The sequence below is a fragment of the uncultured Pseudokineococcus sp. genome, from assembly GCF_947495735.1.
In the GTDB taxonomy this organism is placed as follows: Bacteria; Actinomycetota; Actinomycetes; order Actinomycetales; family Quadrisphaeraceae; genus Pseudokineococcus.
In genome coordinates this window covers 136,306-162,707 of the sequence record NZ_CANMAA010000007.1, presented here as the reverse complement: position 1 = coordinate 162,707, position 26,402 = coordinate 136,306, and the positions used below count along the sequence as shown (strand labels likewise).

Below are 26,402 nucleotides of genomic sequence, written 5' to 3'. Positions count from 1 at the left end.
CGTGCGGTGGCCGCGCCCGGTGCGGCGGCCGTCCCCGAGGCTGCCCGGCGCGCGGTCCGCCCGTCCGGGAAGTGCCGCAACCCGTGACCTCGCGGCTCGCGGCTCGCCTCGCGCCGAGGTCCGGGCAGCGACCTCCGGCTCAGGTCGGCAGCGGTGCGCCGACCCGCAGCTCGGCGACGAGCGCGTCCACGACGGCGACGAGGTCGCCCCCGGTGCGCTCGGCGACGGCGCGCTGGCGCTGGTAGCTGGCGCCCGTGCGCGGGATGCGCTCGACGGCCGCGAGGGCGTCGACGCACCCCAGGTCGCGGGCGACCGGCTGCAGGTCCTGCAGCAGGTCCGCCAGGTCGTCGGTGACGAGGCGCTCCCGCCCGCTGGCGTCGAGGATGATCTCGGCGTCCAGCCCGTAGCGAGCGGCGCGCCACTTGTTCTCCTGCACGTGCCACGGCGGCATCGACGGCAGGCGCTCGCCCGCGACGAGCCGGCGGTCGAGGTCGACCACCAGGCAGTGCACCAGCGCGGTGACGGCGCGGACCTCCGCGAGGGTCGGGATGCCGTCGCAGACGCGCACCTCGATCGTGCCCAGGTGCGGCGCCGGGCGGATGTCCCAGCGGATGTCGCCGAGCTGGTCGATGACGCCGGTGCGCGTCTGGTCGTCGACGAAGCCCTCGTACTCCGCCCACCGCTCGAAGGCGAAGGGCAGCCCGGCGGTCGGCAGCTGCTGGAACATCATCGCGCGGTTGCTCGCGTACCCGGTGTCGGTGCCCGCCCACAGCGGCGAGGACGCCGAGAGCACCTGCAGGTGCGGCGCCCGGTGCAGCAGGGCCCCGAGCACCGGGAAGACCTTGTCGGCGGAGTCGAGGCCCACGTGGACGTGGACGCCCCAGATGAGCATCTGCCGGCCCCACCACTGCGTGCGCTCGATGAGCTCGGCGTAGCGCTCGCCGTCGGTGACCTGCGCGCTCGACCACTCGGCGAACGGGTGCGTGCCCGCGCAGGCGAGGTCGACCCCCAGCGGGTCGGCCGCCGCGCGGACCTCCTCCAGCGAGGCGGCGAGGTCCTCGGCCACCCCGTCGGCGTTCTCGCAGACGCCGCTGACCACCTCGACGGTGTTGCGCAGCAGCTCGCCCGTCACCCGGCCCGGCGCCAGCACCCCGGCGGAGCGCACGCCCTCGAGGACGTCGGCGGCCGCGTTGACCAGGTCCCGCGAGTCGCGGTCGACGAGGGCGAGCTCCCACTCGACGCCGACCGTCGGCCGGGGCGAGGGGGTGAAGGGGACGGGCACCCGGCGATGGAAGCACGCCCCGTCCTCGCGGCGCGCGCCCGTCCCGCCCGCCCGTCGCGCCCACCCGCGGGCCGGCCCGGGCCCCGGGTCGCCGCCGGGGCGCGCGTGCGCTTTCGTGGCGGGCGGGCGCGGCCCCCGCGGAGCCGGCGGGTCGACGGCACCGACCAGCAGGACACCCACCAGGAGGAGCGCTCATGAGCAGCAGGACAGCCGTCGTGACCGGGGGCACCGCGGGCGTGGGCCGCGCGGTGGTCCGCGAGCTCGCCGCGCAGGGCTGGGACGTCGCGGTGCTCGCCCGCGGTCGCGCCGGGCTCGACGCCGCCGTCGCCGACGTCGAGGCCGCCGGGCGCCGGGGCCTGGCCGTCGAGTGCGACGTGGCCGACGAGGAGGCCGTCGACGCCGCGGCCGAGCGGGTGGAGTCCGAGCTCGGCCCGGTCGGCGTCTGGGTGAACAACGCCTTCGTCGGCTCCCTCGCCCGCTTCTGGGACACCTCCCCGCAGGAGTTCCGCCGCATGACCGACGTCACCTACTTCGGGCAGGTCAACGGCACCCGCGCCGCGCTGCGGCACATGCGCCCGCGCGACGCCGGCGTCGTCGTCAACGTGGGCTCGGCGCTCTCCCACCGCGCCATCCCGCTGCAGTCCGCGTACTGCGCCGCCAAGCACGCGGTGAAGGGCTTCAGCGAGTCGGTGCGGGTCGAGCTGAAGGCGGACGGGAGCCGCGTGCAGGTGTGCCAGGTGATGCTGCCGGGCCTGAACACGCCCCAGTTCGACTGGAACCTCAACCGGATGGCGGGGCACCCCCAGCCGGTCGCGCCGATCTTCCAGCCGGAGGTGGCCGCCCGGGCCATCGCCTTCGTCGCCGCGCACCCCCGCCGGATGATGTGGGTCGGCGTCTCGACGGCGTACACCGTCCTGGGCGAGCGGGTCGCGCCGTGGTTCCTCGACCTCTACCTCGCGAAGACCGGCATCAGCGGCCAGCAGATCGCCGACGGGGAGCGCGCCCGCCACGGCGCCAACCTCGACGAGCCCCGGGACGCCGACGCCGACCGCGGCGCCCACGGCTCCTTCGACGACAAGAGCCTGGCCTCCGACCCGTGGTCGGCCGTGTCGATGCGCCGCGGGGCGGCGGCCGTCGTCGCCGGCGCCGGTGCCGCCCTGGGCGCGGTCGCCCTGCTGCGGCGCCGCTGAGGGACGGCGCCCGCCGTCCCTCGGGCTGAGGCCGCTCGGGCCCCGGGTCGCTCAGGCCAGGCGGCGGGCGCGGACCGCGCCCCAGGCGCACCACCCGACGGCCACGACGGCGTCCGCGAGCGACGCGCGACGACGCCGGGGCCGGGTCAGCCCCGTGGCCAGCGCCGTCGCCGCGTGCAGCCCGTCGACGCCCGCCCCGCCGACGAGGGCCAGGGGCGCCGGCAGCACCCGCGTCCCCGCGGCCTGCACGAGGTGCCGGGCCCCGAGCACCCTCAGCACACGGCGCGCGCGGGCATCGGGCTCGTGACCGGCCAGCGCGCGCCCGACGGGGCCCGGGGCCAGCAGGCAGGCGGCGCCCCACGCGGCGCGGGCCAGGTCCGGCGCCGGGGAGCCCGGCGCGGCCAGGGGCGCCCTCGTCCCGGACGTCGCGGCGGGCGGGCGGCGGGTGGGGCGGCGGAGGGGCACGTGCTGATCCTCGCCGCGGGGTCGCGACCCGGCGCGGTGGAGGGGCCGGGCGCGTCCGGCCCGGCGCCCGACGGGCGCCGGTCGCAGGAGCGCCGGCGCCGTCGTCCCACCGGTACTCGTCACTCGTTGTTCACCGCGGTGTCCCTCATGTCGGGTCTGGTGGTCGACGAGGCCTCCCACCCTGGGCGCATGACGACGAACTGCTCGCACGGGACGGGTGCGCCCGCGCTCACGGCGCCCCGGATGGCTCTGCCCATGCTCGGCCACACCCGAGGCTCGCGCTCCGCGCAGACCTGCCACTTCCGGTGCGGCGACGCCTGCCTGACCGAGAACCGCAGCGCCTCGACGGCCCCGCCGTTCGAGGCCCTCGCCCAGCAGGCGATCGCCCGCCGCTCGGTCCTCGCCGGGCTGGGCGCCGCCCTCGTGGCCGGCGCCGCCCTCGCCCCGCAGGACGCCCGGGCCGCCGGTCGCGGCTCGCGGGCCGCCGCCGCGGCCTCCGCCCCCGGGGCCATGGCGCCCGCGGGTCTGATGGCCGGGTTCGCGCCGGTCGGGCCGATCCCCTCGGACGTCGACGACCTCGTCGTCCCGGAGGGCTGGGACTGGCACTCGATCATCGCCTGGGGCGACCCCGTGGAGCTCGGTGCGCCCGAGTTCGACCTGGACGACCAGAGCGAGGCGGCGCAGCTGACGCAGTTCGGCTACAACGTCGACTACCTGACGGTCCTGCCGCTGAACGGCTCCGGCAAGCGCGCCCTGCTCGTGGTCAACCACGAGTACACGAACGAGAACATCATGTACCCGGGCTACGTCGACGACGAGTCCCTCACGCTCGAGCAGCGCCGGATCTCCATGGCGGCGCACGGCATGTCCGTCGTCGAGGTCCGCCGGGACGGCGTCACGAGCCCCTGGAAGGTCGTGCCCAGCCGCTACAACCGCCGCATCACCGCCTCCACCACGGAGTTCCGGCTCACCGGGCCGGTCCGCGGCCACGAGCTGGTGCGCACGTCCGCGGACCCGGACGGCACCACGGTCATCGGCACGCTGAACAACTGCGCCGGCGGCACGACGCCGTGGGGCACGGTGCTCTCCGGCGAGGAGAACTTCCAGGGCTACTTCAAGAGCTCGAGCGCGCTGGACGCCCGCAACGGCGTCTACGGCATCAGCCGCACCGGTCGCGGCTGGGACCTCGCCGAGGCCCGCTTCGACACCGCCTCGGAGCCGAACGAGGTCCACCGCTTCGGCTGGATCGTCGAGCTGAACCCCTACGACCCGTCCTCGGCGCCCAAGAAGCTCACGTCCATGGGCCGCTTCCGCCACGAGGGCGCCACGGCGTCGATCGCCCCCGACGGCCGCGTCGTCTGCTACATGGGCGACGACCAGGGCGGTCAGCACATGTACAAGTTCATCTCCCGCGACCGGGTGGGGCAGCAGCCGCGCCGGGGCCGCGACTACAGCGTGCTGGAGCACGGCGACCTCTACGTCGCCCGGTTCTCCGTCGAGGGCGAGCCCTCCAGCGACTACGACGGCACCGGCGAGTGGGTGCCGCTGACCAAGGACGGCCGCTCGATGGTGCCCGGCATGAGCCTCGAGGAGGTCCTGCTCTTCACGCGGACCGCCGCGGCCGCCGTCGGCGCGACGCCCATGGACCGGCCCGAGGACGTCGAGCGCAACCCGGTCACCGGCCGCGTCTACATGGCCTGCACGAACAACTCCGGCCGCCAGGAGCCGGGCGCCGCCAACCCGCGGGTCCGCAACCGCTACGGCCACATCGTGGAGGTGACCGAGGCGCAGGACCAGACGTCGACGACCTTCACCTGGGCCCTGCCCGTGGTCTGCGGCGACCCCTCGGACCCGAGCACCTACTTCTCCGGGCTCCCGGCGTCGGAGGTCATGCCCATCGCCTGCCCCGACAACGTCGCCTTCGACAGCCAGGGCGGCCTGTGGGTCTCCACGGACGGGCAGCCGGGCTCGCTCGACCTCAACGACGCCCTGCACCACGTGGCCACCGAGGGGCCGGACCGCGGCAAGGTGCAGACCTTCCTCACCGTGCCCGTCGGCGCCGAGACGTGCGGTCCGCTGGTCGACGTGGACGAGGGCGTCGTCATGGTCTGCGTCCAGCACCCGGGCGAGGTCGACGGCGCGAGCATCGAGAACCAGGTCTCGCGCTACCCCTACGACGGCGAGGTGCGCGTGCCGCGCCCGGGCGTGGCGCAGGCGATCAAGCGGCGCTGACGCCCGCCCCGCCGGTCGGGGCGCTCCGCGGCGGCCCGGTGACGACGCACGTGTCGTCGCCGGGCCGCCGCTGTCGTGCCGGGGTGCGGCGCGAGCGCCCCGGACGACGGGCCGACGTCGGGGGGGCGTCCTACCGTCGGGGCATGAGCCAGGCAGACCACCAGCACGGCGACGGCGCACCGCCCCCCGTGCCCGGCACGAGCCCGACCGGACCCGACGAGGCGGCGGGCGGCTCCGCCACCGCGGTCCCCGACCTGACGGCGGAGGAGCTCGCCTTCCTGCACGGCGTCTTCGACGCCGCCCGCGAGGGCCGCGCGGACGAGCTCGCCGAGGTGGTGGACAAGGGGGTGCCGGTCGACCTCACGAACTCCTCGGGCGACACGCTGCTCGTCCTCGCCGCCTACCACCAGCAGCACGACGCCGTCCGGGTGCTGCTCGAGCGCGGGGCCGACGTCGAGCGGACCAACGACCGCGGGCAGTCGGCCCTGGCCGCCGCCGTCTTCCGCCAGGACGAGCAGGTCGTGCGCACGCTGCTGGCGGCGGGCGCCGAGCCCGACGCGGGCCCGAGGTCGGCGGTGGAGACCGCCCGCGTCTTCGAGCTCCCCGCGATGCTCGAGCTGCTGCAGGACCCGTCCCTGCGCCCCTGAGCGGCGCGGTCCGCCGGGCGGGCGCCCGTGGGCCCACCCGGGGCGCCCGTCGCAGGACCGCCGGCCGGAGGGGTGCCACGGGCTCTCCGGTGGGCTAGGTTGGAACCAGTCCAGAATAGGAGCCGGGGCGGCAGGTGCCGCCCAGCGGGGAACGGCCGTCGAGCACGGCACCCGCCCGACGGCGAGGACCGAGGAGAGGACAGCCATGACGACGACCGGCGACCGCACGACGCAGGGCGAGCAGCCCGTCCTGACCAACCGCCAGGGCCACCAGGTCTACGACAACCAGAACCAGCGCACGGTGGGCTCGCGCGGCCCGGCGACGCTCGAGAACTACCAGTTCCTCGAGAAGATCAGCCACTTCGACCGCGAGCGGATCCCCGAGCGCGTCGTGCACGCCCGCGGGACCACGGCCTTCGGGCACTTCGAGGCCACCGGGGCGTGGGGCGAGGAGCCCATCGCCACCTACACCCGCGCCAAGCTGTTCTCCGAGGCCGGCAAGAAGACCGACCTGGCGATCCGCTTCTCGACGGTGGCCGGCGGCCGCGACTCCTCCGAGGTGGCCCGCGACCCCCGCGGCTTCGCGGTGAAGTTCTACACCGAGGACGGCAACTGGGACCTCGTCGGCAACAACCTCGGCGTCTTCTTCATCCGCGACGCCATCAAGTTCCCCGACTTCATCCACAGCCAGAAGCCGGACCCGGTCGACTTCGAGCGCCAGGTCGCCAACCGCGTCTTCGACTTCATCTCCCAGAGCCCCGAGGCCATGCACATGGTCACGCTGGTCTTCGGGCCCCGCGGCATCCCGGCGTCCTACCGCGAGATGCAGGGCTTCGGCGTCAACACCTACAAGTGGGTCAACGCCCAGGGCGAGACCAAGCTGGTGAAGTACCACTGGCTCCCGCAGCAGGGCGTGAAGTCCTACACCGCTGACGACGCCGCCGTGGTCCAGGGCTCCGACCTCGGATCGCACACGCGCGACCTCTACGACGCGATCAAGGCCGGGGACTTCCCAAAGTGGGACCTGTACGTCCAGATGATGGACGACCACGACCACCCGGAGCTCGACTTCGACCCGCTGGACGACACCAAGGTCTGGGACGAGAACCGCTTCCCGCTGGGCAAGGTCGGCACCATGACGCTGGACGGCGTCCCGCAGGACTTCTTCTCCGAGAGCGAGCAGATCGCCTTCGGCACCGGCGTCCTCGTCGACGGGCTCGACTTCTCCGACGACAAGATGCTCGTCGGGCGGACGTTCTCCTACAGCGACACCCAGCGCTACCGGGTGGGCCCGAACTACCTGCAGCTGCCGGTCAACTCGCCCAAGGGCGCCCGCGTGGCCACCAACCAGCGCGACGGCGCCATGACCTACGTCGTGGACCGCCCCGAGGGCGTCAACCCGACGGTCAACTACGAGCCGTCCATCATCGGCGGCCTGCGCGAGGGCACCTACCCCACGCACGACGTGCAGGGCCCCGAGATCACCGGGCGCCTCACGCGCAAGCGGATCGAGCGCACGAACGACTACCTGCAGGCCGGTCAGCGCTACCAGCTGTCCGAGCAGTGGGAGAAGGACGAGCTCGTCGCCAACCTGACCGGCGCGCTCGGCACCTGCGACCGGCCCATCGCCGAGCGCATGGTGTGGCACCTGCTCATGTGCGACGACGAGCTGGGCGGCCGGGTCGGCGAGGGCATCGGCATCTCGGCGGACGACGTCCGCGGGCTCGAGCCGCTGGCCACGCAGACGCTGACCGAGGACGAGCTCGAGCGGGCCCGCAACCTCGGCAAGAACGGCCCCCGCGACGTCGAGGGCCTCGCCATGACGCACTGCGTGGCGAACGAGCGCGTGCAGCGCTGAGCGCCCGCGGGCCGGGCCCGCAGCACCACCCCCGGTGAGCACCCCGTCACCTGAGCAGCACCGCACGTGAGCACGACCGCAGGCCGCGCCGGTCCCCGGCGCGGCCTGCGGCATGCTCGGGGCCGTGACGACGCTGACGCCTCCGGGCGAGCCGCTTCCGCCGGCGGCGCTGCCGGTGCGGTGGGTCGAGCGGGGCTGGGACGACCCGGCGCCGGCGGCCCTGCGCGTGGCCATGGACGCCGAGATGTCGGTGCGCTACGCCCACGTCGAGGACCTGTTCTCCGCGCTCGTGATGCCGCCGGGCACGGCCTGGCTGACGACGTGGGTGGCGCTGCTGGGCGAGGAGCCCGTGGCCACCGCCACCCTGCGGTGGCTGGGGGAGGGGCCCGACCGCCTCGCCGAGGTGAAGAAGGTCTACGTCGCCCCGGCGGGGCGACGCCGCGGCCTCGCGGCGCAGGCCCTGCGCCAGGTGGAGGTGAGCGCGCGACGTCTCGGCGTCGGGCGCCTGCACCTGCACACCGGCGACCTGCAGCCCGAGGCGATCGCGCTCTACGAGCGCGAGGGCTGGGACCGGGTCCCCGTCTTCGCGCCGTACGACGTCCTGGACGTCAGCGTCTGCTTCACCAAGGCCGTCCCGCCGGCCTGACCCCGAGGCCCTTCCGCCGGCGATCTGCCGACGAGGTGCCGGAGCGCGGCCCCCTGACGGCGTTCTGCCGACAAGGTGTGGAGCGCGGCCCCCCTGACGGCGATCTGCCGACACAGTGCGCTCAGCAGCCCTTCCAGACGGCGATCTGCCGACAGGGTGCGTAGCGGAGCCTGTCCCCGCGGCGTCCTGCCGACAGGGTGCCGGGGACGGCGCCTCCCGGCGGCGATGTGCCGACGGAGTGCGCTCAGGCCCGGGCGGCGCCGCGGCCCACCGTCAGCGCCACGCTCCCGGTGGCGAGCACGAGCACGAGGAGCGCGCCCGCGACGACGACGAGCGGGGCGTCCCAGCCGCCCGTCGCGTCGTGCACGACGCCGACGACCGAGGGCCCGAGCGCGGCGAGCGCGTAGCCGCCGCCCTGCACGAGCGCCGAGGTGCGCCGCGCCTGCCGGTCGTCGGAGGACAGCCGCACGACGAGCACGAAGACCAGGGTGAAGACCCCGCCCTGGGCCGCGCCGCCGAGGGCCGTCCACACGAGCCACAGCTCCGGCGCGAGCAGGAGGCCCACGGGCAGGGCGAGCCAGCAGGCGCCCACGGGCCCGAGCACCCGCTCGGGGGAGGAGCGCGCGAGGAGCACGGGCACGCCCAGCGCCCCGACGACCGCCATCACCTGGAAGACCGACGACGCCGCGCCCGCCTCGGCCGGGCTCTGGCCCAGCCGGTCGGCGAGGAGGGTCGGCATCCACGCGGTGAGGCCGTAGTAGGCGAACGCCTGGGCGCCGAAGCCGACCGTGAGGACGGCCGGCGCCCACGCGGGCCGGTGCGCCGGGGCGGTCGGCGCGGGCGCGTCCTCGGCCCCCCGCTCGCGCGGGGCCTCTGCGGCCAGCGGGCGCCGGCGCAGCGTCGCGAGGCCCCACAGGACGGCGCCGGCGAGGGCCAGCACCGCCCACGACGCCGTCGCGGCGCGCCAGCCGAGCAGCTGGGCGAGGGGCTCGGTGCCGAGGGAGGTGAGCATCGAGCCCACGTTCAGCGCGGCGGTGTAGGCGCCTGTCGCCGCCCCCGTGCGCGAGGGCGGCACCGACCGCCGGATGATGACGGGGACGACGATGTTGCCGACCGTGATCGCCGTGCCGATGACGGCGGTGCCGGCCAGGACGACCTCGGTGCCGCCCGACGAGCGCAGCGCGGTGCCGGCCGCCACTCCGGCGAGGCACCACCACACGGCGGCGCCGGGGCCGACCCGCGCGATGAGCGCCGAGGCGAGCGGTGCGGCGAGGGCGAAGCAGACGACGGGGATGGTCGTGAGCAGGCCGGCCGTCGAGGGCCCGAGCCCGAGGTCCTCGGTGAGACGGCCCAGCACCGGCGCGACGGCGACGATCGGCCCGCGCAGGCTCAGCGCGACGACGAGGACGGCGGCGATGACGAGCGCCGTCGGCGGTGCGGCCCGACCGGTGCGCGCAGCGAGGTCCCCGGCCGGCGCACGTCCTGTCACCTCGCCATCCTGCCGGTCCGCCGGCGGGCCCCCGACCGCCGGCCACCGGTTCCGCCCTCGCGCTGCTCCGCCGCCCCGGCGCGGGCCGGCGAGGCGGACGGGGGTGAGGATGGGCGCGTGAGCGACGACGTGGCGACGACTGCCGGCGGACCCCCCTGGAGCACGCTGTCCCACCTGGAGTGCCCGCGCTGCGGGGACCGCCTCGACGCGTCGGTGCACCAGGGGCTGTGCCCGCGGGACGGCTCCCCGCTGCTGGCGCGGTACGACCTCGGGGCGGTGGTCGTGACGCCGGACGACGTCGCCCGTCGGGCGCCCGACCTGTGGCGCTACCACGAGGTGCTGCCGGTGCAGTCGCCCGCGGGCGTCGTCACCCTGGGGGAGGGCATGACGCCGCTGCTCGACCTGCCGCGCCTGGCCGAGGACCTCGACGTCGGCCGTCTGCTCGTCAAGGACGAGGGGCTGCTGCCGACGGGGTCGTTCAAGGCGCGCGGCGCTGCGGTCGGGGTCTCCCGGGCCGCCGAGCTGGGCGTGCGCGGTCTGGCGATGCCGACCAACGGCAACGCCGGCGCGGCGTGGGCCGCCTACGCCGCGCGGGCGGGCATCCCGCTGCTCGTGGCGATGCCGGTGGGCGCCCCGACGATCACGCGGGCCGAGTGCGTGGCGGCCGGGGCGCAGCTCCACCTCGTCGACGGGCTCATCAGCGACGCCGGCAAGCTGGTCGCCGCGGCCGTCGCCGACGACCCGGAGCGCTGGACCGACGTCGCGACGCTCAAGGAGCCCTACCGCATCGAGGGCAAGAAGACGATGGGCTTCGAGATCGCCGAGCAGCTGGGCTGGCGGATGCCCGACGTCATCGCCTACCCGACCGGCGGCGGGGTCGGGCTCATCGGCATCTGGAAGGCGCTGCACGAGCTGCTCGAGCTGGGCTGGATCAGCGGGCCGATGCCGCGTCTCGTGGCCGTCCAGTCGACCGGCTGCGCGCCGATCGTGCGGGCCTTCGAGGCCGGCGCCGACGTATCCGAGCCGTGGGTGGGCGCCTCGACGGTCGCCTTCGGCATCACGGTGCCCAAGGCGCTGGGCGACTTCCTCGTGCTGCAGGCCGTCCGGGAGACCGGGGGCACGGCCCTGGCGGTCGACGACGCCGAGCTGCTCGAGGAGCTGCGCGTCGTGGGCGCCCGGGAGGGGCTGTTCCTGTGCCCCGAGGGCGCCGCCGTCGTCTCCGCCGTCCGCCGGCTGCGCGGGTCGGGGTGGATCGGCGCCGACGAGGAGGTGGTGGTCCTCAACACCGGCGCGGGGATCATCTACCCCGACGCCGTCTCCGTCGACGTCGGCGGGGAGGTGCCCGTGGTGGCGAAGGACGGCCGGCTGGACGTGCGCACCCCCTGACGTCCGCCGGCGCGGGACTACGGCGGGCCCGGTGCTCGTTGGAGCCGGTGCCCGACGTCACCACCTGACGCCGGGAGCCGCTCCGAGCACCGAGGTGACCCGCATGTCCGTCCCCCTGTCCGTCCTGGACCTCGCCCCCGTCGACGCCGGGCACAGCGTCGGCGAGAGCATCGCCGGCAGCGTCGCCCTGGCCCGGGCCGCGGAGGCCAACGGCTACCGCAGGGTCTGGTACGCCGAGCACCACAACATGCCGGCCATCGCCTCGTCGGCGACGTCGGTGCTCATCGCGCACGTCGCGGCGCAGACGAGCACCATCCGGCTCGGCGCGGGCGGCGTCATGCTGCCCAACCACGCCCCGCTGACGATCGCGGAGCAGTTCGGCACGCTGGCGTCCATCCACCCCGGGCGCATCGACCTCGGCCTGGGGCGCGCGCCCGGCTCGGACCAGAACACGATGTACGCCCTGCGGCGCGACCCGTCGGCCGCCGACTCCTTCCCCCGCGACGTCCAGGAGCTGCAGGGCTACCTCGCCGGGCGCTCGCTCGTGCCGGGCGTGCAGGCCTCGCCCGGCGCGGGCACCGACGTGCCGCTGTACATCCTCGGGTCGTCGCTGTTCGGCGCCCAGCTCGCGGCGGCGCTCGGGCTGCCCTACGCCTTCGCCTCGCACTTCGCCCCGCAGGCGCTCACGGCCGCCGTGGCGACCTACCGCCGCGACTTCCAGCCGTCGGAGCAGCTGGACGCCCCGCACGTCATCGCCGGGATCAACGTCCTCGCGGCCGACTCCCGCGAGGAGGCCGAGGAGCACCGGGCGGTCGTGCGCCGCTCCCGCGCCGTCCTGCTGTTCGGCCGCGGCCGCACGATGACCGACGCCGAGGCGGACGTGCTCCTCGACGCCGGGGCGGGTGCCCAGGTGGACGCGATGATGACGCACACGGCCGCGGGCACCCCGGAGGACGTCCGCGAGCAGCTCGCCGCCTTCGCGGCGCACGCGAACGCCGACGAGCTCATCACCGCCCACGCCGGGCCCACCACCGCGGCGCGCGTGCGCTCGGTCGAGCTCACGGCGCAGGCCGTGTCCCTCGTCGCCGCGTAGGGACCCCGCGCAGCGCGGGTCCACGACCCGCCTCCGCAGCGAGCGGTCCCCGGACCGTCGGTCGGACGCAGCGAGACGGCCCGTGCGGTCCCTGACGGGAGACCGCACGGGCCGTCGGCGTCGCGGGGCCGCTCAGTCCTCCACGAGGTGGCCGTAGACCACCGTGTTGTCCCGGTAGTGCCCGGTCGTGCGGTCGAACACGCCGCCGCAGGTGATCAGGCGCACCTGCGGGTCGTCGGTGCTGCCGTACACGCGCTGGGTGGGGAAGTCGTCCTTGGGGTAGCGCTCGGCCGTGTCGACGACGAAGGTCGCCGTCGTGCCGTCGGCCCGGTCGACGTGGACCTCGTCGCCCGGCTCCAGCTCGCCGAGCCGGTAGAAGACCGAGGGGCCCTCGCGGGAGTCGATGTGCCCGGCGATGACGGTCGGGCCCACCTGGCCCGCCCGCGGCGAGCCGTCGTACCAGGACGCCTTGAGGTTGTCCGGACCGGTCCTCGGCGGGACGGCGAGGGTCCCGTCCTCGTTCAGCCCCAGGTGCAGCAGGTCGGTGTCGATGCCGACGGCGGGCACGCGCAGCCGGACCGGCTCGGCGACGACCTCGGCCACCTCGACCTCCGGCTCGGGCGCGGGGGGCGGGGGCGGGATGCGGACCAGCCCGGGGATGTCGCCCTCCGGCGCGAGGGCGGTCGTGGGCATGACGTCGCCCTTGGTCGCCCGGTCCGGGTCGCGCGGCTCCTGGGTGGTCTGCGCCGGGGTCGGCTCGGCGGTCGTGGGGGCGGGCACGGAGGTCGCGTCGTCGCCGCCCGGGGAGAACGGCGCGGCGGCCACGTCCGCGGCCGTGCGCGGAGGCTCCACGGGGGCCTCCCCGTCGTCGGCCAGCGCCGATCCGACGAGCCCGAGACCGACGGCGACGCAGGCGATCGAGGCCGCCGTGGCGACGCGGCCTCCGTGCTTCCGGTGTCGTGCTGCCGTGCGAGCCACGGCCGTCAGCCCTCCGCCGCGATCGCGGGGCGACGCCCGGCGGGAGCGCCCGCGCGGACGGCGCCACCCGGCCCCGCGCCCTGGTCGGGGCCGTCGGGCACGACCGAGGCGGCGGTCGGGGTGCCGCAGGCGGCGAGCACGGTGGCCTCCTGGGGGAGCGACGGGTCGGGAGCCGCCATGGTGTCACCGCCGTGGGCGCCCGAGCCATCCAGGTCCGCGCCGTGCTGCACCACCGCGGCACGGCCGGCCGCGTCGGCGTGCGCGACCTCGACGGTGCGCCGGGACGCGCTCTCGCCGACGGGGGAGCGCTCCACGGCGGGGCCGCGGCCGGGGCTGGGGCCGCTCCCTGTGGTCAGCGGGACCGCGACGGCGACGTGGGCGTGCATGCGGGGTCCCTCCCGGGATCTGCTGGTGCCGAGCCGGTCCTGCTCGTCCCGGCGTCCTCCTCGAGGTCTGCGGCCCGCCCTGGGGCGGTGGCCGCACACGTGGTTCGGGGGCGCGGGGCCCGCGGTTGGGTCCGGAGGCGGTCCGAGGTCCTGCAGGAGGTGCGGTGCGCAGGCCCCTGCTGGCGGTGCCCCCCGCGCTAGCCTCGGCGCACCGTCAGGCGGGGCGTGCGCTCAGGTGCCTCGGGGCGGCTCAGCCACCCCCACGAGAGGAGTGCCATGAGTGCGAGCGAGGGGAGCTCCTACGCCCCCGAGCCCATGCCCGCGCCGGTCGTCGAGCCGGGGGAGTTCGTCGTCGCAGCGGTCGGCCTGGACCACGGGCACGTCTACGGCATGTGCGAGGGCCTGATCGGTGCGGGAGCCACGATCGGGTGGGTGCACGACCCCGACCCGGCCAAGGTGGAGCGCTTCGTCGAGCGGTTCCCGCAGGTGCGGGTCGCCCGCAGCGAGCAGGAGGTCCTCGACGACGCCGAGGTGCGCCTCGTGGCGGGGGCGGCGGTCCCGTCCGAGCGGTGCGCCCTCGGCGTGAGGGCCATGGAGGCGGGGAAGGACTACTTCACCGACAAGGCGCCGCTGACGACCCTGGAGCAGCTCGACCTGGCCAGGGACGCGGTCGAGCGCACCGGGCGCAAGTACGCCGTCTACTACTCCGAGCGCCTGCACGTGGAGACCGCCGTCCTCGCCGGTCAGCTGATCGAGGCCGGCGCCATCGGTCGGGTGCTGCAGGTCATCGGGACGGGGCCGCACCGGCTGTCGGCCCCCACCCGCCCCGACTGGTTCTTCGACAAGGCGCGGTACGGCGGCATCCTCTGCGACATCGGGTCCCACCAGATCGAGCAGATCCTGCACTACACCGGCGCGAGCGACGCCACCGTGGTCCGCAGCCACGTCGCCAACCACGCGCACCCCGAGCACCCGGACCTGGACGACTTCGGCGAGGCGATGCTCGTGACGGACTCGGGGGCCACGGGGTACTTCCGGTGCGACTGGTTCACCCCGGACGGCCTGCAGACCTGGGGCGACGGCCGGACGTTCATCCTCGGGACCGAGGGCTTCATCGAGCAGCGCAAGTACCTGAACATCGGCACCCAGGACGGCCCCGGGCACCTCTACCTCGCCAACGGGGACGAGGAGACGCACATCGAGGCGCGGGGCCGGGTCGGCTACCCGTTCTTCGGCCAGCTCGTCCGCGACTGCCTGGAGCGGACGGAGACCGCGATGACCCAGGAGCACGCGTTCAAGGCCGCCGAGCTGTCGGTGCGCGCGCAGACGCAGGCCGTCGACCTCGTCCCCCGAGGCTGAAGGCGGCCGACGCGCTCACGTCGCCGGGCTCGAGCACCGGTGACCTGTCCCGGGCCCCCAGGTGACGTGCACCGGGGGGCGACACGACGAGGAGACCCACCGCACATGAACGGCAGGACGTACCGCATCGCCATCATCGGGGCTGGGGTCATCGGGAAGCAGCACGGCAAGCTCGTCTCCGAGCTGGACCGGCTCGAGCTCGTCGCCGTCGCCGACCACGACGTCGAGAGGGCCCGGGAGCTGACGGACCTCCGCGGCGGCGCCCCGTTCCGCGACGTGGCCGAGGTGCTCGCCGCGACCGACGTGGACGTCGTCGCCGTGTGCACCCCGACGGGCGCCCACGGCGAGGTCGCCGTCGCTGCGCTGGACGCCGGCAAGCACGTGGTCATCGAGAAGCCCGCCGAGGTCACCCTCGAGAGGATCGACGAAATCATCGCGGCTCAGCAGCGGGCCGGGACGCTGGTCACGGTCATCTCCCAGCACCGCTTCGACCGGTCCACCGAGATCGTCGCCGACGCCATCGCCGGGGGCCGGCTGGGGCGCCTCACCTCGGGCATCGCCTCCATCGACTGGTGGCGGGGCCAGTCCTACTACGACTCCGGGCAGTGGCGGGGCACCTGGGAGCTGGACGGCGGTGGAGCCCTGATGAACCAGGGCGTCCACACCGTCGACCTCCTGGTCGCGGCCCTCGGCGAACCGGTCGAGGTCTTCGCCTACACCGGCCTGCTCGCGCACGAGGGCATCGAGGTCGAGGACGTCGCCGTCGGCGTGGTCCGCTTCGCGAGCGGGGCGCTCGGGGTCCTGCACGGGTCGACCGCCGCCTTCCCGGGCATGAGCGCACGGCTCCAGGTGCACGGGGACCGCGGGTCCGCGGTCATCGACGACGACCGGCTCGTGTACATCCACGAGAGCTCGTCCGAGGAGCCGGGCGAGGACAGGGCCTACGGCGCGAACGGCGACGACAGCACCAACCAGGTGTCCCGCTACGCCGAGCAGGGTCCGTCCGGGCCCACGGCGGGCTCGGACCCGGGCGCGATGTCGGACGCCCACCGCCACCAGTACGAGAACGTCCTCGCGGCGCTCGACGGCGACGAGGAGCTGCGGGTGACCCTCCAGGACAACCGGCGCTCGGTGAGCGTGATCCTCGGCGTCTACGAGTCGGCGCGCACCGGCCGCCCGGTGCGCCTCGGCGTCGGGTCGGGGGCGTCGTGAGCGGGCGCTCGCCGCGCCTGGCGGCCAACCCCATCCCGTACTGGTTGCGGGACGGGGTCGCCGACAAGTCCCCGGAGGTGCTCGAGCAGGCCTTCCGGGACTTCCGCGAGATCGGGTTCCGGGCGGTCAAGGCGGACATCCCCGAGGGGATGACGCCGCACGACTACGAGCGCTGGATCAGCGAGCACCAGCTGGCGCCGTCGCTGAGCCTGTTCAGCTCGGCCTTCGACGAGACCGTCGACATGGACGTCGAGCTCGAGCGCGCCAAGCGGTTCGCCGACGACCAGGCCGCGCTGGGGCTCGACCGCACCATGGTCTCCTCCGTCGCCCTCCCGGCGCGGATGGCCGAGCCGGCGGTGGGGGCGGGCTTCGACGAGGACCGGCTCGCTCGCGCGGTCGACGCCGTCGGCGCCGTCTGCGAGGTGCTCCAGGCCGGCGGTCTGCGGCCGCTCCACCACTCCCACGTCGGCGGGGTGTTCGAGACCGAGGGGGAGGTCGTGCGACTGCTCGACACCCTCGGCCCGGACGTCATCGGCTTCGGACCGGACACCGGGCACCTGCACTGGGCCGGGGTCGACCCCGTCGCCATGGTCCGCCGCTACGCCGACCGGCTGGGCGGCATCCACCTCAAGGACGTGTTCCCCGACTTCCTCGACCGCGACGCGGCGAGGGGGATGACCTACCAGGAGATCACCGCGACCAAGCGGCTGTGGGCCGAGCCCGGCCACGGCGTCGTGGACCTCGCGGGCGTGATGGCGGCCGTGCCGGACGACTACGACGGCGACTTCATGATCGAGGTCGACGTCCCCAGCGTCGAGACCCCCTTCCTGTCGCACCAGATGTCCTTCGCCTGGGCCCAGCAGGCCCTCCCGGTGGCTGATCCGGCCAGCTGAGGCGAGTCCCCGGCAGCCGGTCGGCCGGCGGCCCGGCGCGTCGCGCGGCCGACGACCGGTCGTGCGAGCGACTCGCCCGGGGTCCTGGGGCGGAGGGGCTCAGCGGAGGCGGTGCAGCACCTCGCCGGCGTCGGGGACGACGAGCGTGCCGGGGTCGGCCTCGTAGGCGGCGACGTCCACCTCGGCGGGGTCGAGGTGGCCGAGGTTCGCCGCGCGGACGACGTCCTCGGGGATCGACGTCGCGAGCGTCACCCGCACGCGCGGGCGCTCTCCGTGCTCGGGGTCCCAGGTGCCCGCGCCGCGCAGGTGCGTGGAGTGGGCGAGCACCCCCCAGGGAACGTCCTTGAACTGGTCCCACTGGCCGGTGAAGTAGTCGCGGCAGTGGTAGCCGATGGTGTTGATCTCGGGGTGCATCGCGGCGATCTCGGTGATGTGGGGGGCGTAGAGGATCACCTCACCGCCGTCGGCGACGACGGGCTCGAGCTTGTAGAAGCCCTTGGCGGCGGTCCACACGTCGGCGTACTTGCGGGGGATGAGCGACAGGACGCGCTGCACGGGTGCGTCGAGGTAGCGCACGTGGGTCTGGGCGGCGACGCCGGCCGCGGCCGCCCAGGCGGCCCGGGGCTCGCCGAGGGCGAGGGCGTGCAGGCCGGCCCCGCCGTGCTGGGTGACGGCGCACAGCGCGAGGGTCTGGGTGGGGATGAGCGCGGCGGCCTCGTCGATGACGGCGCGCACGGGCGTGACCTCGCGGGTGCCGATGATCGCGGCGCTGGTGATGAGCGCGCCGAGCCAGTGCGAGAGGTCGATGACCTCGGGGCCGGAGACGCCGGGGAAGAAGTACTTGTTGCCGCCGGAGAAGCCCACGACCTCGTGGGGCAGGACCGGTCCGACGACGAGGGCCACGTCGTGCTCGACGACGGCGCGGTTGATGCGCACGTCGACCCCCACTGCCAGGCGGCCCTGCGAGAGCTCCTCGACCCGTTCCGCGGAGATGGCGCCGAGGGTGACGAAGGTGCTCGGGTCCCGCCAGGCGTGGTTGAGCACCGTCAGGCCCGGGAAGCGGGCGTCGACGTCGCCCACCGGGTAGCCGCAGTGGCGGGCCAGCTGCTCCTCGCTCATCGCCGCGTGCGTGCCGAGGGCGACGAGCGCGGTGATGCGGTCGGCCCGTCCCGCGAGGGCGCCGTGGACGGCGTCCAGGAGCTGGGGCAGCGGGCAGCTGCGCGTGGCGTCGGGGATGACGAGGCAGACCGACCGGCCGGCGAGGTCGAGGGCGCCCAGCTGCTCGGCGACGAACGACGTGACGGCGTCCTGGTCGAGCAGGGTCTCGGCGCCGCCGGTGAGGGCGGCGCCCCGCGCCAGCTCGGCCAGGGGGTCCTCGACCGGCGGGGCGACGGTGCGAGGGCTGTCGTCGACGCGCATCCGCGCAGCGTCCCGATCGAGCGCGCCCGTGGCAAGGGGGCTGCGGGTCGCCGCAGCACCGGCAGGGGCGTCCTGGCGCGTGAGCGGGGCTGCGCCGACGGCGGCCCGGGCCGGCCGGCACCGCGCGGGCGCCCGCGACGTCGTCGAGCGCGTCCGCCCCGGGCAGGTGCACGTCCTCGGCCGGCGGGGCTCGCGGCCGTCCTCTTGACCATCGGCGTCGGCGGGATGAGAGTGGCGGTGAGGTCATCACCACTGGCCCCACGCCGACCCGGGGCTCCTCTCGAGGAGCCCGTCCGGACCTGGAAGGGGCTCGACCCATGACGACCACCACCGAGGCGGCGGGCGCCGTCGCGGCGGGCGCCGCTGCTGGGGCCCAGCCCGCTGGCTCCGCCGACGAGGCCGCCGCCGCACCGCGCCCCACCCGCCCCCCGCTCCCGCCGGTCGCTGACCCCGCCGAGCCGCTGGCGCTCGAGGCCGCGCGCGAGCTCGTCGCGGCGGGCGCCCTGCGCGCCGGCCCGGTCGGCGCCGTCGGCCTGGAGCTCGAGCGCCACGTCGTCGACGTCGCGGCGCCGCAGCGGCGGGTGCCCTGGGACCGCCTGCGGGGCGCGCTGCGGGGCGTGCGCACGCCCTCCGGCAGCGCCGTCACGCTCGAGCCGGGCGGGCAGGTCGAGCTGTCCAGCCCGCCGGCCGCCCACGTGGCGGGCGCCGTCGCCGCGCTGCGCGAGGACGCGGCCGTGCTCGACGCCGCGCTCGCGGGGGAGGGCCTGGTGCTGCTGTCCGTCGGAGCCGACCCCAGCCGGCCGCCGGAGCGCGTCAACCCCGGGGCGCGCTACGCGGCCATGGAGGCCTACTTCCGCCGCGCCGGCCACGGGGCCGACGGCGCGCTGATGATGTGCTCGACGGCGTCGCTGCAGGTCAACGTCGAGGCCGGGCCGGCCGCGGGCTGGGCCGAGCGGCTCGCCTCCCTGGCTCGCCTGCGCGCCGTCCTGGTCGCCCTCGGGGCGTGCAGCCCGTACGTCGCCGGCGGGCCGACGGGGCTGCGCTCCTCCCGCGCCGCGATGTGGTGCCGCCTGGACCCGGGCCGCTGCGCCGGGCCGGCGTCCGGCGGCCTCGCGGCGGGCTCCGCGGACCCCGCGCAGGCGTGGGCCGGCTTCGCGCTGGAGGCCCCCGTCATGCTCGTGCGCGGTGCGGGCGACGCCGTCGCGCCGGCGCTCGAGGCCGCGACGATGGCCGAGTGGGTCACCGGCGCCCGGCCGCTGGCGGGCCGGCGCCCCACGGCCGACGACCTCGAGCTGCACCTGAGCACCCTGTGGCCCCCCGTGCGGCTGCGCGGCTTCCTCGAGCTGCGGCTGCTCGACGCCGTCCCGGCCGACCTGTGGCCGGGGCTCGCCGCGCTCGTCGTCGCGGCCCTCGACGACCCCGCCGCGGCGGACGGCGCCGCGCACGCCGCCGAGCCCGTCGCCGACCTCGTGGGCGAGGCGGCGCGCGACGGCCTGTCCGACCGGCGGCTGCGCCGCGCCGCCGCGGGCGTCGTCGCCGCCGCGCTGCCCGCCGTCCCGGACGCCCTGCGACCCGACGTCGAGCGCTGGGCCGCGCTCGTGGACGCCGGACGCACCCCCGCCGACCTCGTCACCGAGCGCGCGCGGAGGGACGGCCACGCCGCCTGCCTCCTCGCGGAGGAGCTGAGATGAGCACGACCACGACCACGACCACGACCACGACCGGGACCGCCGGGGCGCTCGAGCGCCCCGGCCCGGACCTCCAGGGGGCGCTGGCCGCCCTGGAGCGCGCCCGCGCCCAGACGCTGCGCCTGACCGACGTCCCCGAGGACGAGCTGGTGGTGCAGCACTCGGCGCTCATGAGCCCCCTGGTGTGGGACCTCGCCCACGTGGGGCAGCAGGAGGAGCACTGGCTGCTCGGGGACGCCGCCGGGCTGGGGCGGGCGGCGTGCGGCGCCGTGCGGCCGCGCGTCTTCGCGCCCGAGGTCGCCTCGCTCTACGACGCCGCGGAGCACCCCCGCGCGACGCGCACGAGCCTGCCGCTGCTCGACGCCGCGGCCTCCCGGCGCTCGCTCGCCGAGGTCCGCGGCCGCGTCCTCGACGCGCTCGCGCGCGCCGTGCCGGACACCGGCGCCACGCACGACGCGCGGGACGGCGCGCACCGCGGCCTCGGCAGCGGAGGGCCCGCCGACGCCGCCGTCTTCGCCGCCTCGATGACGGCCCAGCACGAGCACCAGCACGACGAGACGATGCTCGCGACGCACGGCCTGCGCGCCGGGGAGGCGCTGCTCGTCGCCGAGCCCGTGCCGCGGGCCCGCCCGGGGGCGGTGCCCGACGCCGGCGCCGACCCCCGCGCGGACTCCGTGCTGGTGCCGGGCGGCTCCTTCGCCCTCGGCGCGGACCCGCTGGCCGAGCCCTTCGCCCTCGACAACGAGCTCCCGCAGCACCGGGTCGACGTCGCGGCCTTCCGCCTGGGGCGGCTGCCGGTGACCTGCGGCCAGTGGGCCCGCTTCGTCGCCGACGGGGGCTACGACGACCCGCGGTGGTGGACCGACCGGGGGTGGCGCCACCGGTGCGAGGCGGGCCTGCAGGCGCCCCTGGGCTGGGCGCCGGACGGCGCGGGCGGCTTCACGCGCCGCCGCTTCGGCGTCGTGGAGGAGGTGCCGGAGCGGGAGCCGGTGCAGCACGTCGACTTCCACGAGGCGCAGGCGTTCGCCCGGTGGGCGGGGGCGCGCCTGCCCACCGAGGTGGAGTGGGAGAAGGCCTGCGCGCACGACCCCGCGACCGCCGGGCGCCGCCGCTGGCCGTGGGGGGAGGAGCCGCCGACCCCCGAGCGCGCGACCCTGGGCGGTCGCTCGCTGCGCCCCGCCGAGGCCGGGGCGCTGCCGGCGTCGGCCTCGGCGTGCGGCGCGGAGCAGATGGTCGGCGACGTCTGGGAGTGGACGTCGTCGGGCTTCGAGCCCTGGCCCGGGTTCCGCACGATGCTCTACGACGGCTACTCGGCGCCGTTCTTCGGCGGCGACTACCGCGTGCTGCGCGGCGGGTCGTGGGCCACGGACGCCGCCGCGGTGCGCCCGTCGTTCCGGAACTGGGACCACCCCGTGCGCCGGCAGGTCTTCGCGGGCCTGCGCCTGGCCTGGGACGCCTGAGTGTGCCGGCACGTCGCCTGGGTGGGTGCGCCGCGCAGCCTGGCGCAGGTGGTCCTGGACGGGCCCTGCGGGCTCGCGCGCCAGAGCTGGGCCCCGCAGCGCCAGGCCCACGGCACCGTCAACGCCGACGGGTGGGGCGCGGGCTGGTGGAGCCCGGCCCGGCCCGAGCCCGCCCGGTGGCGCTCGACCCGGCCGCTGTGGCAGGACGCGTCCTTCGCCTCGGCGGCCCCGCACGTCTCCTCCACGTGCGTGCTCGCCGCGGTGCGCTCGGCGACGGAGGGGATGCCCGCTGACGAGACCGCCGTCGCGCCCTTCGCCGCGGGCCGCTGGCTCCTCTCCCACAACGGCCGTGTCGACCGGTCGGTGCTCCCGGTGGAGGCCTGGCCGCGGGCCGAGTCGGTCTGCGACAGCGCGGTCCTCGCCGCGCACCTGCTCCAGGGGCTGGAGGGCGCGCCGGACGCGCCCCGGCTGGTCGGGGAGCGCGTGGCCGCCGTCGGCGCGGCTGACCCGACCGCCCGCCTCAACGTCCTCGCCGGGGACGGCGAGCGACTGGTGGCCACCGCCTGGGGCGACGTCCTGTCGGTCCTGGAGACCGCCGACGGCGTGGCGCTCGCCAGCGAGCCGTGGGACGACGACCCGCGCTGGCGTGACGTGCCCGACCGCACCCTCGTCGTCGCCACCGCCGCCGGCGCCCGGCTGGTGCCCCTGGCCGACCGCGGCACCACCCCGACCCGCGCCGCCGCCTCGCCGCTGCCGCAGGAGGTCTCGTGACCAGCTCTGCGACCGAGGACGTCGACGAGCGGGCCCCGCGCCCCGGCGAGGTCGTGCTGGAGAGCCACCTGACCGCCGAGGACCTCGCCGCGGCCCTGCGCGACGACGCGCGCGCCGGCCTGCAGTCGACGCCGAAGCGGCTGCCGTCCAAGTACCTCTACGACGAGCGCGGCAGCCGCCTCTTCGACGAGATCACGCGGCTGCCCGAGTACTACCCGACGCGCCGCGAGCGGGCGCTGCTGGAGCTGGTGGCCGACGAGGTCGCGGAGGTGACCGGCGCGCACGCCCTCGTGGAGCTCGGCAGCGGCACGAGCGAGAAGACGCTGCTGCTGCTGGACGCCCTGGCGCGGGCCGGCACGCTGCGCTCCGTCGTGCCCTTCGACGTCGACGCGGTGACGCTGGCGGCCGCGGGCAGGCAGCTGGCGGCGCGGTACCCGGGCGTCGGCGTCCACGCCGTCGTGGGGGACTTCGAGAGGCACGTCCGCGCCCTCCCGCGCACGGGCGGGCGCCGCCTCGTCGTCTTCCTGGGCTCGACCATCGGCAACCTCGAGGAGGGGCCGCGCGCCCGCTTCCTGGCCGACGTCGCGGCGAACCTCGGGCCGGACGACGCCTTCCTGCTGGGCACCGACCTGGTGAAGGACGTCGGGCGCCTCGTCGCGGCCTACGACGACGAGGCCGGTGTGACAGCGGACTTCAACCGCAACGTGCTGCGCGTGCTGCGCCGCGAGCTCGGCGCCGAGCTGGACGAGGAGGACTTCGACCACGTCGCGCGCTGGGTGCCCGCGCACGAGCGCGTCGAGATGCACCTGCGGGCCCGTCGGGACCTGCGCGTCGCCGTCCCGGCCCTGGACCTCGTCGTGGACTTCGCCGAGGGCGAGGAGCTCTGGACCGAGGTGTCGGGCAAGTTCCGCCGCGAGAGCCTGACGGCGGAGCTCGAGGCGGCGGGGCTCGCGGTCCGGCGGTGGTGGACCGACCCGGACGGCGACGTCGCGCTGAGCCTGTCGACGCCGGTCGGTCCCGCCCGCGCGGCCGGGTGACCCGCACGGGCCGTCGGCGCCGGGAGCCGGCGCCCACCCGCCACGAGGTGGCCGTGGACCTCCGTGCCGTCTGGTCGTGCCCGGTCGTCCGGTCGAGGACGCCGCCGCACGTGACGAGGCGGAGCAGGTCGGTCCCCGAGGTCCCGGCCCCGGGGTCAGCTCCGGACCAGACCGCGGACGCCGCCGCCGACCAGCGTGGCGACGTCCACCATGGCGTGGGGCAGGGCCAGGCCCCGGGGGGCGGCGACGTAGCAGGTGCGCCACCGGGGGCCGAAGCCCTGCTTGAAGCCGCGCAGGCCCTTGAAGTTGTAGAGCTGCTCGCCGTGGGTCCAGACCAGGTGGCCGAGCCGCTCCCAGACGGGGGCGCCGGCGCCGCTCCGCAGCCCCGACAGCGGCGCCATGCCCAGGTTGAACGTCGAGAAGCCGTTCTCCTTGGCCCAGAGGATGCACTCGACGAACAGGTAGGTCATCACGGTGCTCGGCCCGTCGGGCAGCCGGCGCATCAGGTCGACCTGCACCTCCTCGCCGTCCCCGCCGACCCACAGGGTCGCGAAGGCGATGACCCGCCCCTCCTGGCGGACGACCACGAGCGGCGTCCGGCGGACGTACTCCTCGTCGAACGCGCCGAGGGAGAACCGCTTCTCCTTGCCGTTGCGTTCCGCGAGCCAGGCGTCCGACACCTCCCGCAGCTCGGGCACCAGCGGGCCCACGTCGGCCGCGGCCACGAGCTCGACCGTCATCCCGAGGCGTGAGGACTTGTTGCGGCAGGTGCGCAGGTTCGTCCGCGCCTTGCCGGAGAGGGTGAAGTCCGCGAGCGGGACGACGGCCTCCTCGCCCAGCTTGGTCAGCGCCAGCCCGCACTCGCGGTACAGCTCGGCGTGGTCCTCGAGGACGTTGTAGAGGACGGGGCGACCTCCGTGGCGGTCGACCTCCTCGACGAAGCTCCGGAGCAGGCCGGGGAAGGCGGTCGGGTCCCCGACCGGGTCGCCCATGACCACCCAGCTGCGGCCCTCGACCTGGTACATGAGGAAGGCGGCCCCGCAGGGCGCGAAGTGGAACCGCTTGTCACCGGTGAAGGCCAGGTGCGCGAGGCAGCGCCCGGAGCGGGTGACGAGGTCCTCCACCCGGGCCAGCTCGGCGTCGTCGGACGCCCGCTGGTCGGGGGTCCTGCGCCGCAGGACCCATCGCCCGCCGACGAGCACCCCGACGGTGCCCGCCACCATCGCGAGCCGGTCCGCGACCGGGGTGTCGCCGGAGACCGACGCCGCCAGCAGGGGGGCGTCGCCGGCGCCGCCGGTGCTGCTGAGCTCCAGCCACCACACGGCCGCCCCGACCAGCGCGGTCGCGGTGGCCAGCCACACCAGGTCCCGCGGCCGGGGGGAGCGCGAGCCGCGGTGGAAGACCGTCCGCGCGGGCACCAGCAGCAGGGCGAGCCCCGTGGTGACGGCGGCCAGCACGAGGTCCCCGTGGGCGGCGGCCACCGCCGTGACCCCCGCCAGGAGCGCGAGCGCGGCGGCCCAGGCCACCCGCAGGCGCCGGTGCAGGCCCCGGGCCAGGAGCAGCGCGGCCAGGCCGGCGAGGCTGGTGGTCACCGCCGAGACGTCCAGCCCCCGGGGACCCGGCAGGTCTCCCCGCACCACCATGAAGACCCCGGCGCCGGCGACGACGAGCGCGAGCACGGACGGCGTCAGCACGGTGGGCAGGCGCACGGCGGTCACCGGCACGAGGGTCTCCTGCGCCGCGGTCTCCTGCACTGCCGTCCCCTGCGCGGGGAGCTCCCGCGCGGCGCCCCTCTGCGACGGGATCCTGGGCGACGAGGTCGCTGGCACCGGCGCCGAGGGCGTCGCGGCGGCCGCCGGGGCGAGGGGCACCGCCGCGTCCCCGCGGACCTCGTGGCGGACGAGGAGCACGGCCGCCAGGAGCAGCGGCAGCACGAAGTAGACGAGCCGGTAGGCGACCAGCGCCACCGCGAGCCCCGCGGGCGACGTCGTCGCCCCGACCATCACCACGAGGGCCGTCTCGAAGACGCCGAGGCCGCCGGGGACGTTGCTCAGCAGCCCGGCGACGGTCGCGATCGCGAAGGCGGCGGCGAACGGCAGGAACGGGAGCCTGCCGTCGGCGGGCAGCAGGACGTAGAGGGCCGCGGCCATGGTGAGCCACTCGACGCTCGACAGCACGACCTGGGCGAGCGCCAGGCGGGGGGACGGCCGCTCGAGGCGCCAGCGGCCGCGGCCGACCGACCGCCCGGTGCGCGCCCAGACGAGGTAGCCCAGCACCGACGCCAGCAGCAGCGACCCGAGGACCAGGACCGCCCCGCCCGGCAGGTGCAGGGCCCGCCCGGCCGCCGCCGGGTCGTGCAGCACGCCGGCGCCGGCCAGGACCGCGGCGCCCAGCGCGAGGGTGACCAGGTTGAACCCGATGATCCGGGTGATGGCGGACCGGGGGACGCGCCAGCTGGAGTAGACGCGGGCCCGCAGCGCCGCCCCCACCACCGCGGAGGCGCCGAGGCTGTTGCCGAACGCCGTGGCCACGAACGAGGCGAGGCCGTAGCGGCGGTAGGGCAGCGGGTGCCCCACGTAGCGCAGCGCCAGCGCGTCGTACCCGGTCATCGCCACGTACGAGACCGCCGTCGCGAGGACGGCGGCGAGCGCGACGCCCGGGCCGAGCGCCAGCAGGTCGCCTCCGAGCTCGGACCAGTCGTAGCTGCGGAAGGTGCGGTGGAGCAGCGTCAGCGCGGCGGTGAGCATCCCCAGCACGAGCAGGGGGCCGAGCAGACGGCGCACGGGCGCGGCCGGGCGATCGGTGGTGGTGGAGCGCATGCTCGAGCAGTCGGCAGGCGAAGGGGCCCCCTTGACCTCGCCGCGGCTGCGCGAGGCGGCGCGACGGCCCGGTCACGGACCTGAGGACGGCC

21 protein-coding genes are annotated in these 26,402 nt (G+C 76.2%); 14 read left to right on the top strand and 7 right to left on the bottom strand.

Annotation, left to right across the window (positions count from 1 at the left end):
- Window positions 1-139: 139 nt before the first annotated feature.
- Window positions 140-1,282, bottom strand: coding sequence for a glutamate--cysteine ligase (locus tag Q0848_RS11585; RefSeq protein WP_299037693.1), 1,143 nt, complete (start codon window positions 1,280-1,282; stop codon window positions 140-142).
- A 194-nt stretch (window positions 1,283-1,476) separates the two neighbouring features.
- Between Q0848_RS11585 and Q0848_RS11580 the strand changes: the two genes are divergently transcribed.
- Window positions 1,477-2,472 carry an SDR family oxidoreductase gene (locus Q0848_RS11580; protein WP_299037691.1) on the top strand — a complete coding sequence of 332 codons (996 nt, stop codon included), beginning with the start codon at window positions 1,477-1,479 and terminating at the stop codon, window positions 2,470-2,472.
- A 51-nt stretch (window positions 2,473-2,523) separates the two neighbouring features.
- On the opposite strand, the gene Q0848_RS11575 is transcribed toward Q0848_RS11580, so the two are convergent.
- Window positions 2,524-2,937, bottom strand: coding sequence for a hypothetical protein (locus Q0848_RS11575; RefSeq protein WP_299037690.1), 414 nt, complete (start codon window positions 2,935-2,937; stop codon window positions 2,524-2,526).
- A 189-nt stretch (window positions 2,938-3,126) separates the two neighbouring features.
- Here Q0848_RS11575 and Q0848_RS11570 point away from each other — a divergent pair, with 189 nt between their 5' ends.
- From Q0848_RS11570 to Q0848_RS11555, 4 genes are all read left to right on the top strand, one after another.
- On the top strand, window positions 3,127-5,169 hold the full coding sequence (locus Q0848_RS11570; RefSeq protein WP_299037688.1) for a PhoX family phosphatase: 2,043 nt from the start codon (window positions 3,127-3,129) through the stop codon (window positions 5,167-5,169).
- Window positions 5,170-5,312: 143 nt separating this feature from the next.
- A complete protein-coding gene (locus Q0848_RS11565) occupies window positions 5,313-5,816 on the top strand; it encodes an ankyrin repeat domain-containing protein (RefSeq protein WP_299037686.1) in 504 nt (167 codons plus the stop codon).
- 205 nt (window positions 5,817-6,021) lie between these two features.
- Window positions 6,022-7,674: a catalase gene (locus tag Q0848_RS11560; RefSeq protein WP_299037684.1), complete on the top strand. Its 1,653-nt coding sequence runs from the start codon at window positions 6,022-6,024 to the stop codon at window positions 7,672-7,674.
- Between the two features lie 124 nt (window positions 7,675-7,798).
- Window positions 7,799-8,320, top strand: a complete 522-nt coding sequence (locus tag Q0848_RS11555) for a GNAT family N-acetyltransferase (protein ID WP_299037682.1) — start codon at window positions 7,799-7,801, stop codon at window positions 8,318-8,320.
- A gap of 244 nt (window positions 8,321-8,564) precedes the next feature.
- On the opposite strand, the gene Q0848_RS11550 is transcribed toward Q0848_RS11555, so the two are convergent.
- Window positions 8,565-9,809: a CynX/NimT family MFS transporter gene (locus tag Q0848_RS11550; protein WP_299037681.1), complete on the bottom strand. Its 1,245-nt coding sequence runs from the start codon at window positions 9,807-9,809 to the stop codon at window positions 8,565-8,567.
- Between the two features lie 117 nt (window positions 9,810-9,926).
- On the opposite strand from Q0848_RS11550, the gene Q0848_RS11545 reads away from it, so the two are divergent.
- Together Q0848_RS11545 and Q0848_RS11540 are read left to right on the top strand one after the other, a co-directional pair.
- The gene (locus Q0848_RS11545; RefSeq protein WP_299037679.1) at window positions 9,927-11,195 is read left to right on the top strand and encodes a threonine synthase; all 1,269 of its coding nucleotides are present in this window, start codon (window positions 9,927-9,929) and stop codon (window positions 11,193-11,195) included.
- Between the two features lie 103 nt (window positions 11,196-11,298).
- Window positions 11,299-12,288 carry an LLM class flavin-dependent oxidoreductase gene (locus Q0848_RS11540; protein WP_299037677.1) on the top strand — a complete coding sequence of 330 codons (990 nt, stop codon included), beginning with the start codon at window positions 11,299-11,301 and terminating at the stop codon, window positions 12,286-12,288.
- Window positions 12,289-12,420: 132 nt separating this feature from the next.
- On the opposite strand, the gene Q0848_RS11535 is transcribed toward Q0848_RS11540, so the two are convergent.
- Together Q0848_RS11535 and Q0848_RS11530 are read right to left on the bottom strand one after the other, a co-directional pair.
- Window positions 12,421-13,140 carry a class F sortase gene (locus Q0848_RS11535; RefSeq protein WP_299037676.1) on the bottom strand — a complete coding sequence of 240 codons (720 nt, stop codon included), beginning with the start codon at window positions 13,138-13,140 and terminating at the stop codon, window positions 12,421-12,423.
- Between the two features lie 131 nt (window positions 13,141-13,271).
- Entirely contained in the window at window positions 13,272-13,652 is a 381-nt protein-coding gene (locus tag Q0848_RS11530; protein ID WP_299037675.1) for a hypothetical protein, read from the bottom strand.
- A gap of 276 nt (window positions 13,653-13,928) precedes the next feature.
- Between Q0848_RS11530 and Q0848_RS11525 the strand changes: the two genes are divergently transcribed.
- From Q0848_RS11525 to Q0848_RS11515, 3 genes are all read left to right on the top strand, one after another.
- Window positions 13,929-15,011 carry a Gfo/Idh/MocA family protein gene (locus Q0848_RS11525; protein ID WP_299037674.1) on the top strand — a complete coding sequence of 361 codons (1,083 nt, stop codon included), beginning with the start codon at window positions 13,929-13,931 and terminating at the stop codon, window positions 15,009-15,011.
- 105 nt (window positions 15,012-15,116) lie between these two features.
- The gene (locus Q0848_RS11520; RefSeq protein WP_299037673.1) at window positions 15,117-16,223 is read left to right on the top strand and encodes a Gfo/Idh/MocA family protein; all 1,107 of its coding nucleotides are present in this window, start codon (window positions 15,117-15,119) and stop codon (window positions 16,221-16,223) included.
- Window positions 16,220-17,116, top strand: coding sequence for a sugar phosphate isomerase/epimerase (locus Q0848_RS11515; RefSeq protein ID WP_299037671.1), 897 nt, complete (start codon window positions 16,220-16,222; stop codon window positions 17,114-17,116). Before Q0848_RS11520 ends, Q0848_RS11515 begins: the two co-directional genes overlap by 4 nt.
- 99 nt (window positions 17,117-17,215) lie before the next feature.
- Here Q0848_RS11515 and Q0848_RS11510 read toward each other — a convergent pair whose 3' ends face one another.
- Window positions 17,216-18,535 (bottom strand): lactate racemase domain-containing protein, encoded by a 1,320-nt coding sequence (locus Q0848_RS11510; RefSeq protein WP_299037669.1) that lies wholly within the window; start codon window positions 18,533-18,535, stop codon window positions 17,216-17,218.
- A 317-nt stretch (window positions 18,536-18,852) separates the two neighbouring features.
- Here Q0848_RS11510 and egtA point away from each other — a divergent pair, with 317 nt between their 5' ends.
- Genes egtA through egtD form a run of 4 tightly spaced genes read left to right on the top strand, consistent with a single transcriptional unit; the run spans window position 18,853 to window position 23,491 of the window.
- On the top strand, window positions 18,853-20,226 hold the full coding sequence (gene egtA, locus Q0848_RS11505; RefSeq protein ID WP_299037667.1) for an ergothioneine biosynthesis glutamate--cysteine ligase EgtA: 1,374 nt from the start codon (window positions 18,853-18,855) through the stop codon (window positions 20,224-20,226).
- Complete coding sequence (gene egtB / locus Q0848_RS11500; protein WP_299037665.1) at window positions 20,223-21,683, top strand: ergothioneine biosynthesis protein EgtB; 1,461 nt, start codon at window positions 20,223-20,225, stop codon at window positions 21,681-21,683. The genes egtA and egtB overlap by 4 nt, the downstream gene beginning before the upstream one ends.
- Window positions 21,684-22,454 carry an ergothioneine biosynthesis protein EgtC gene (egtC, locus tag Q0848_RS11495; RefSeq protein ID WP_299037663.1) on the top strand — a complete coding sequence of 257 codons (771 nt, stop codon included), beginning with the start codon at window positions 21,684-21,686 and terminating at the stop codon, window positions 22,452-22,454.
- Window positions 22,451-23,491, top strand: coding sequence for an L-histidine N(alpha)-methyltransferase (gene egtD, locus Q0848_RS11490; RefSeq protein WP_299037661.1), 1,041 nt, complete (start codon window positions 22,451-22,453; stop codon window positions 23,489-23,491). Before egtC ends, egtD begins: the two co-directional genes overlap by 4 nt.
- A gap of 155 nt (window positions 23,492-23,646) precedes the next feature.
- Here egtD and mprF read toward each other — a convergent pair whose 3' ends face one another.
- A complete protein-coding gene (mprF, locus tag Q0848_RS11485; protein WP_299037659.1) occupies window positions 23,647-26,310 on the bottom strand; it encodes a bifunctional lysylphosphatidylglycerol flippase/synthetase MprF in 2,664 nt (887 codons plus the stop codon).
- Window positions 26,311-26,402: the final 92 nt, after the last annotated feature.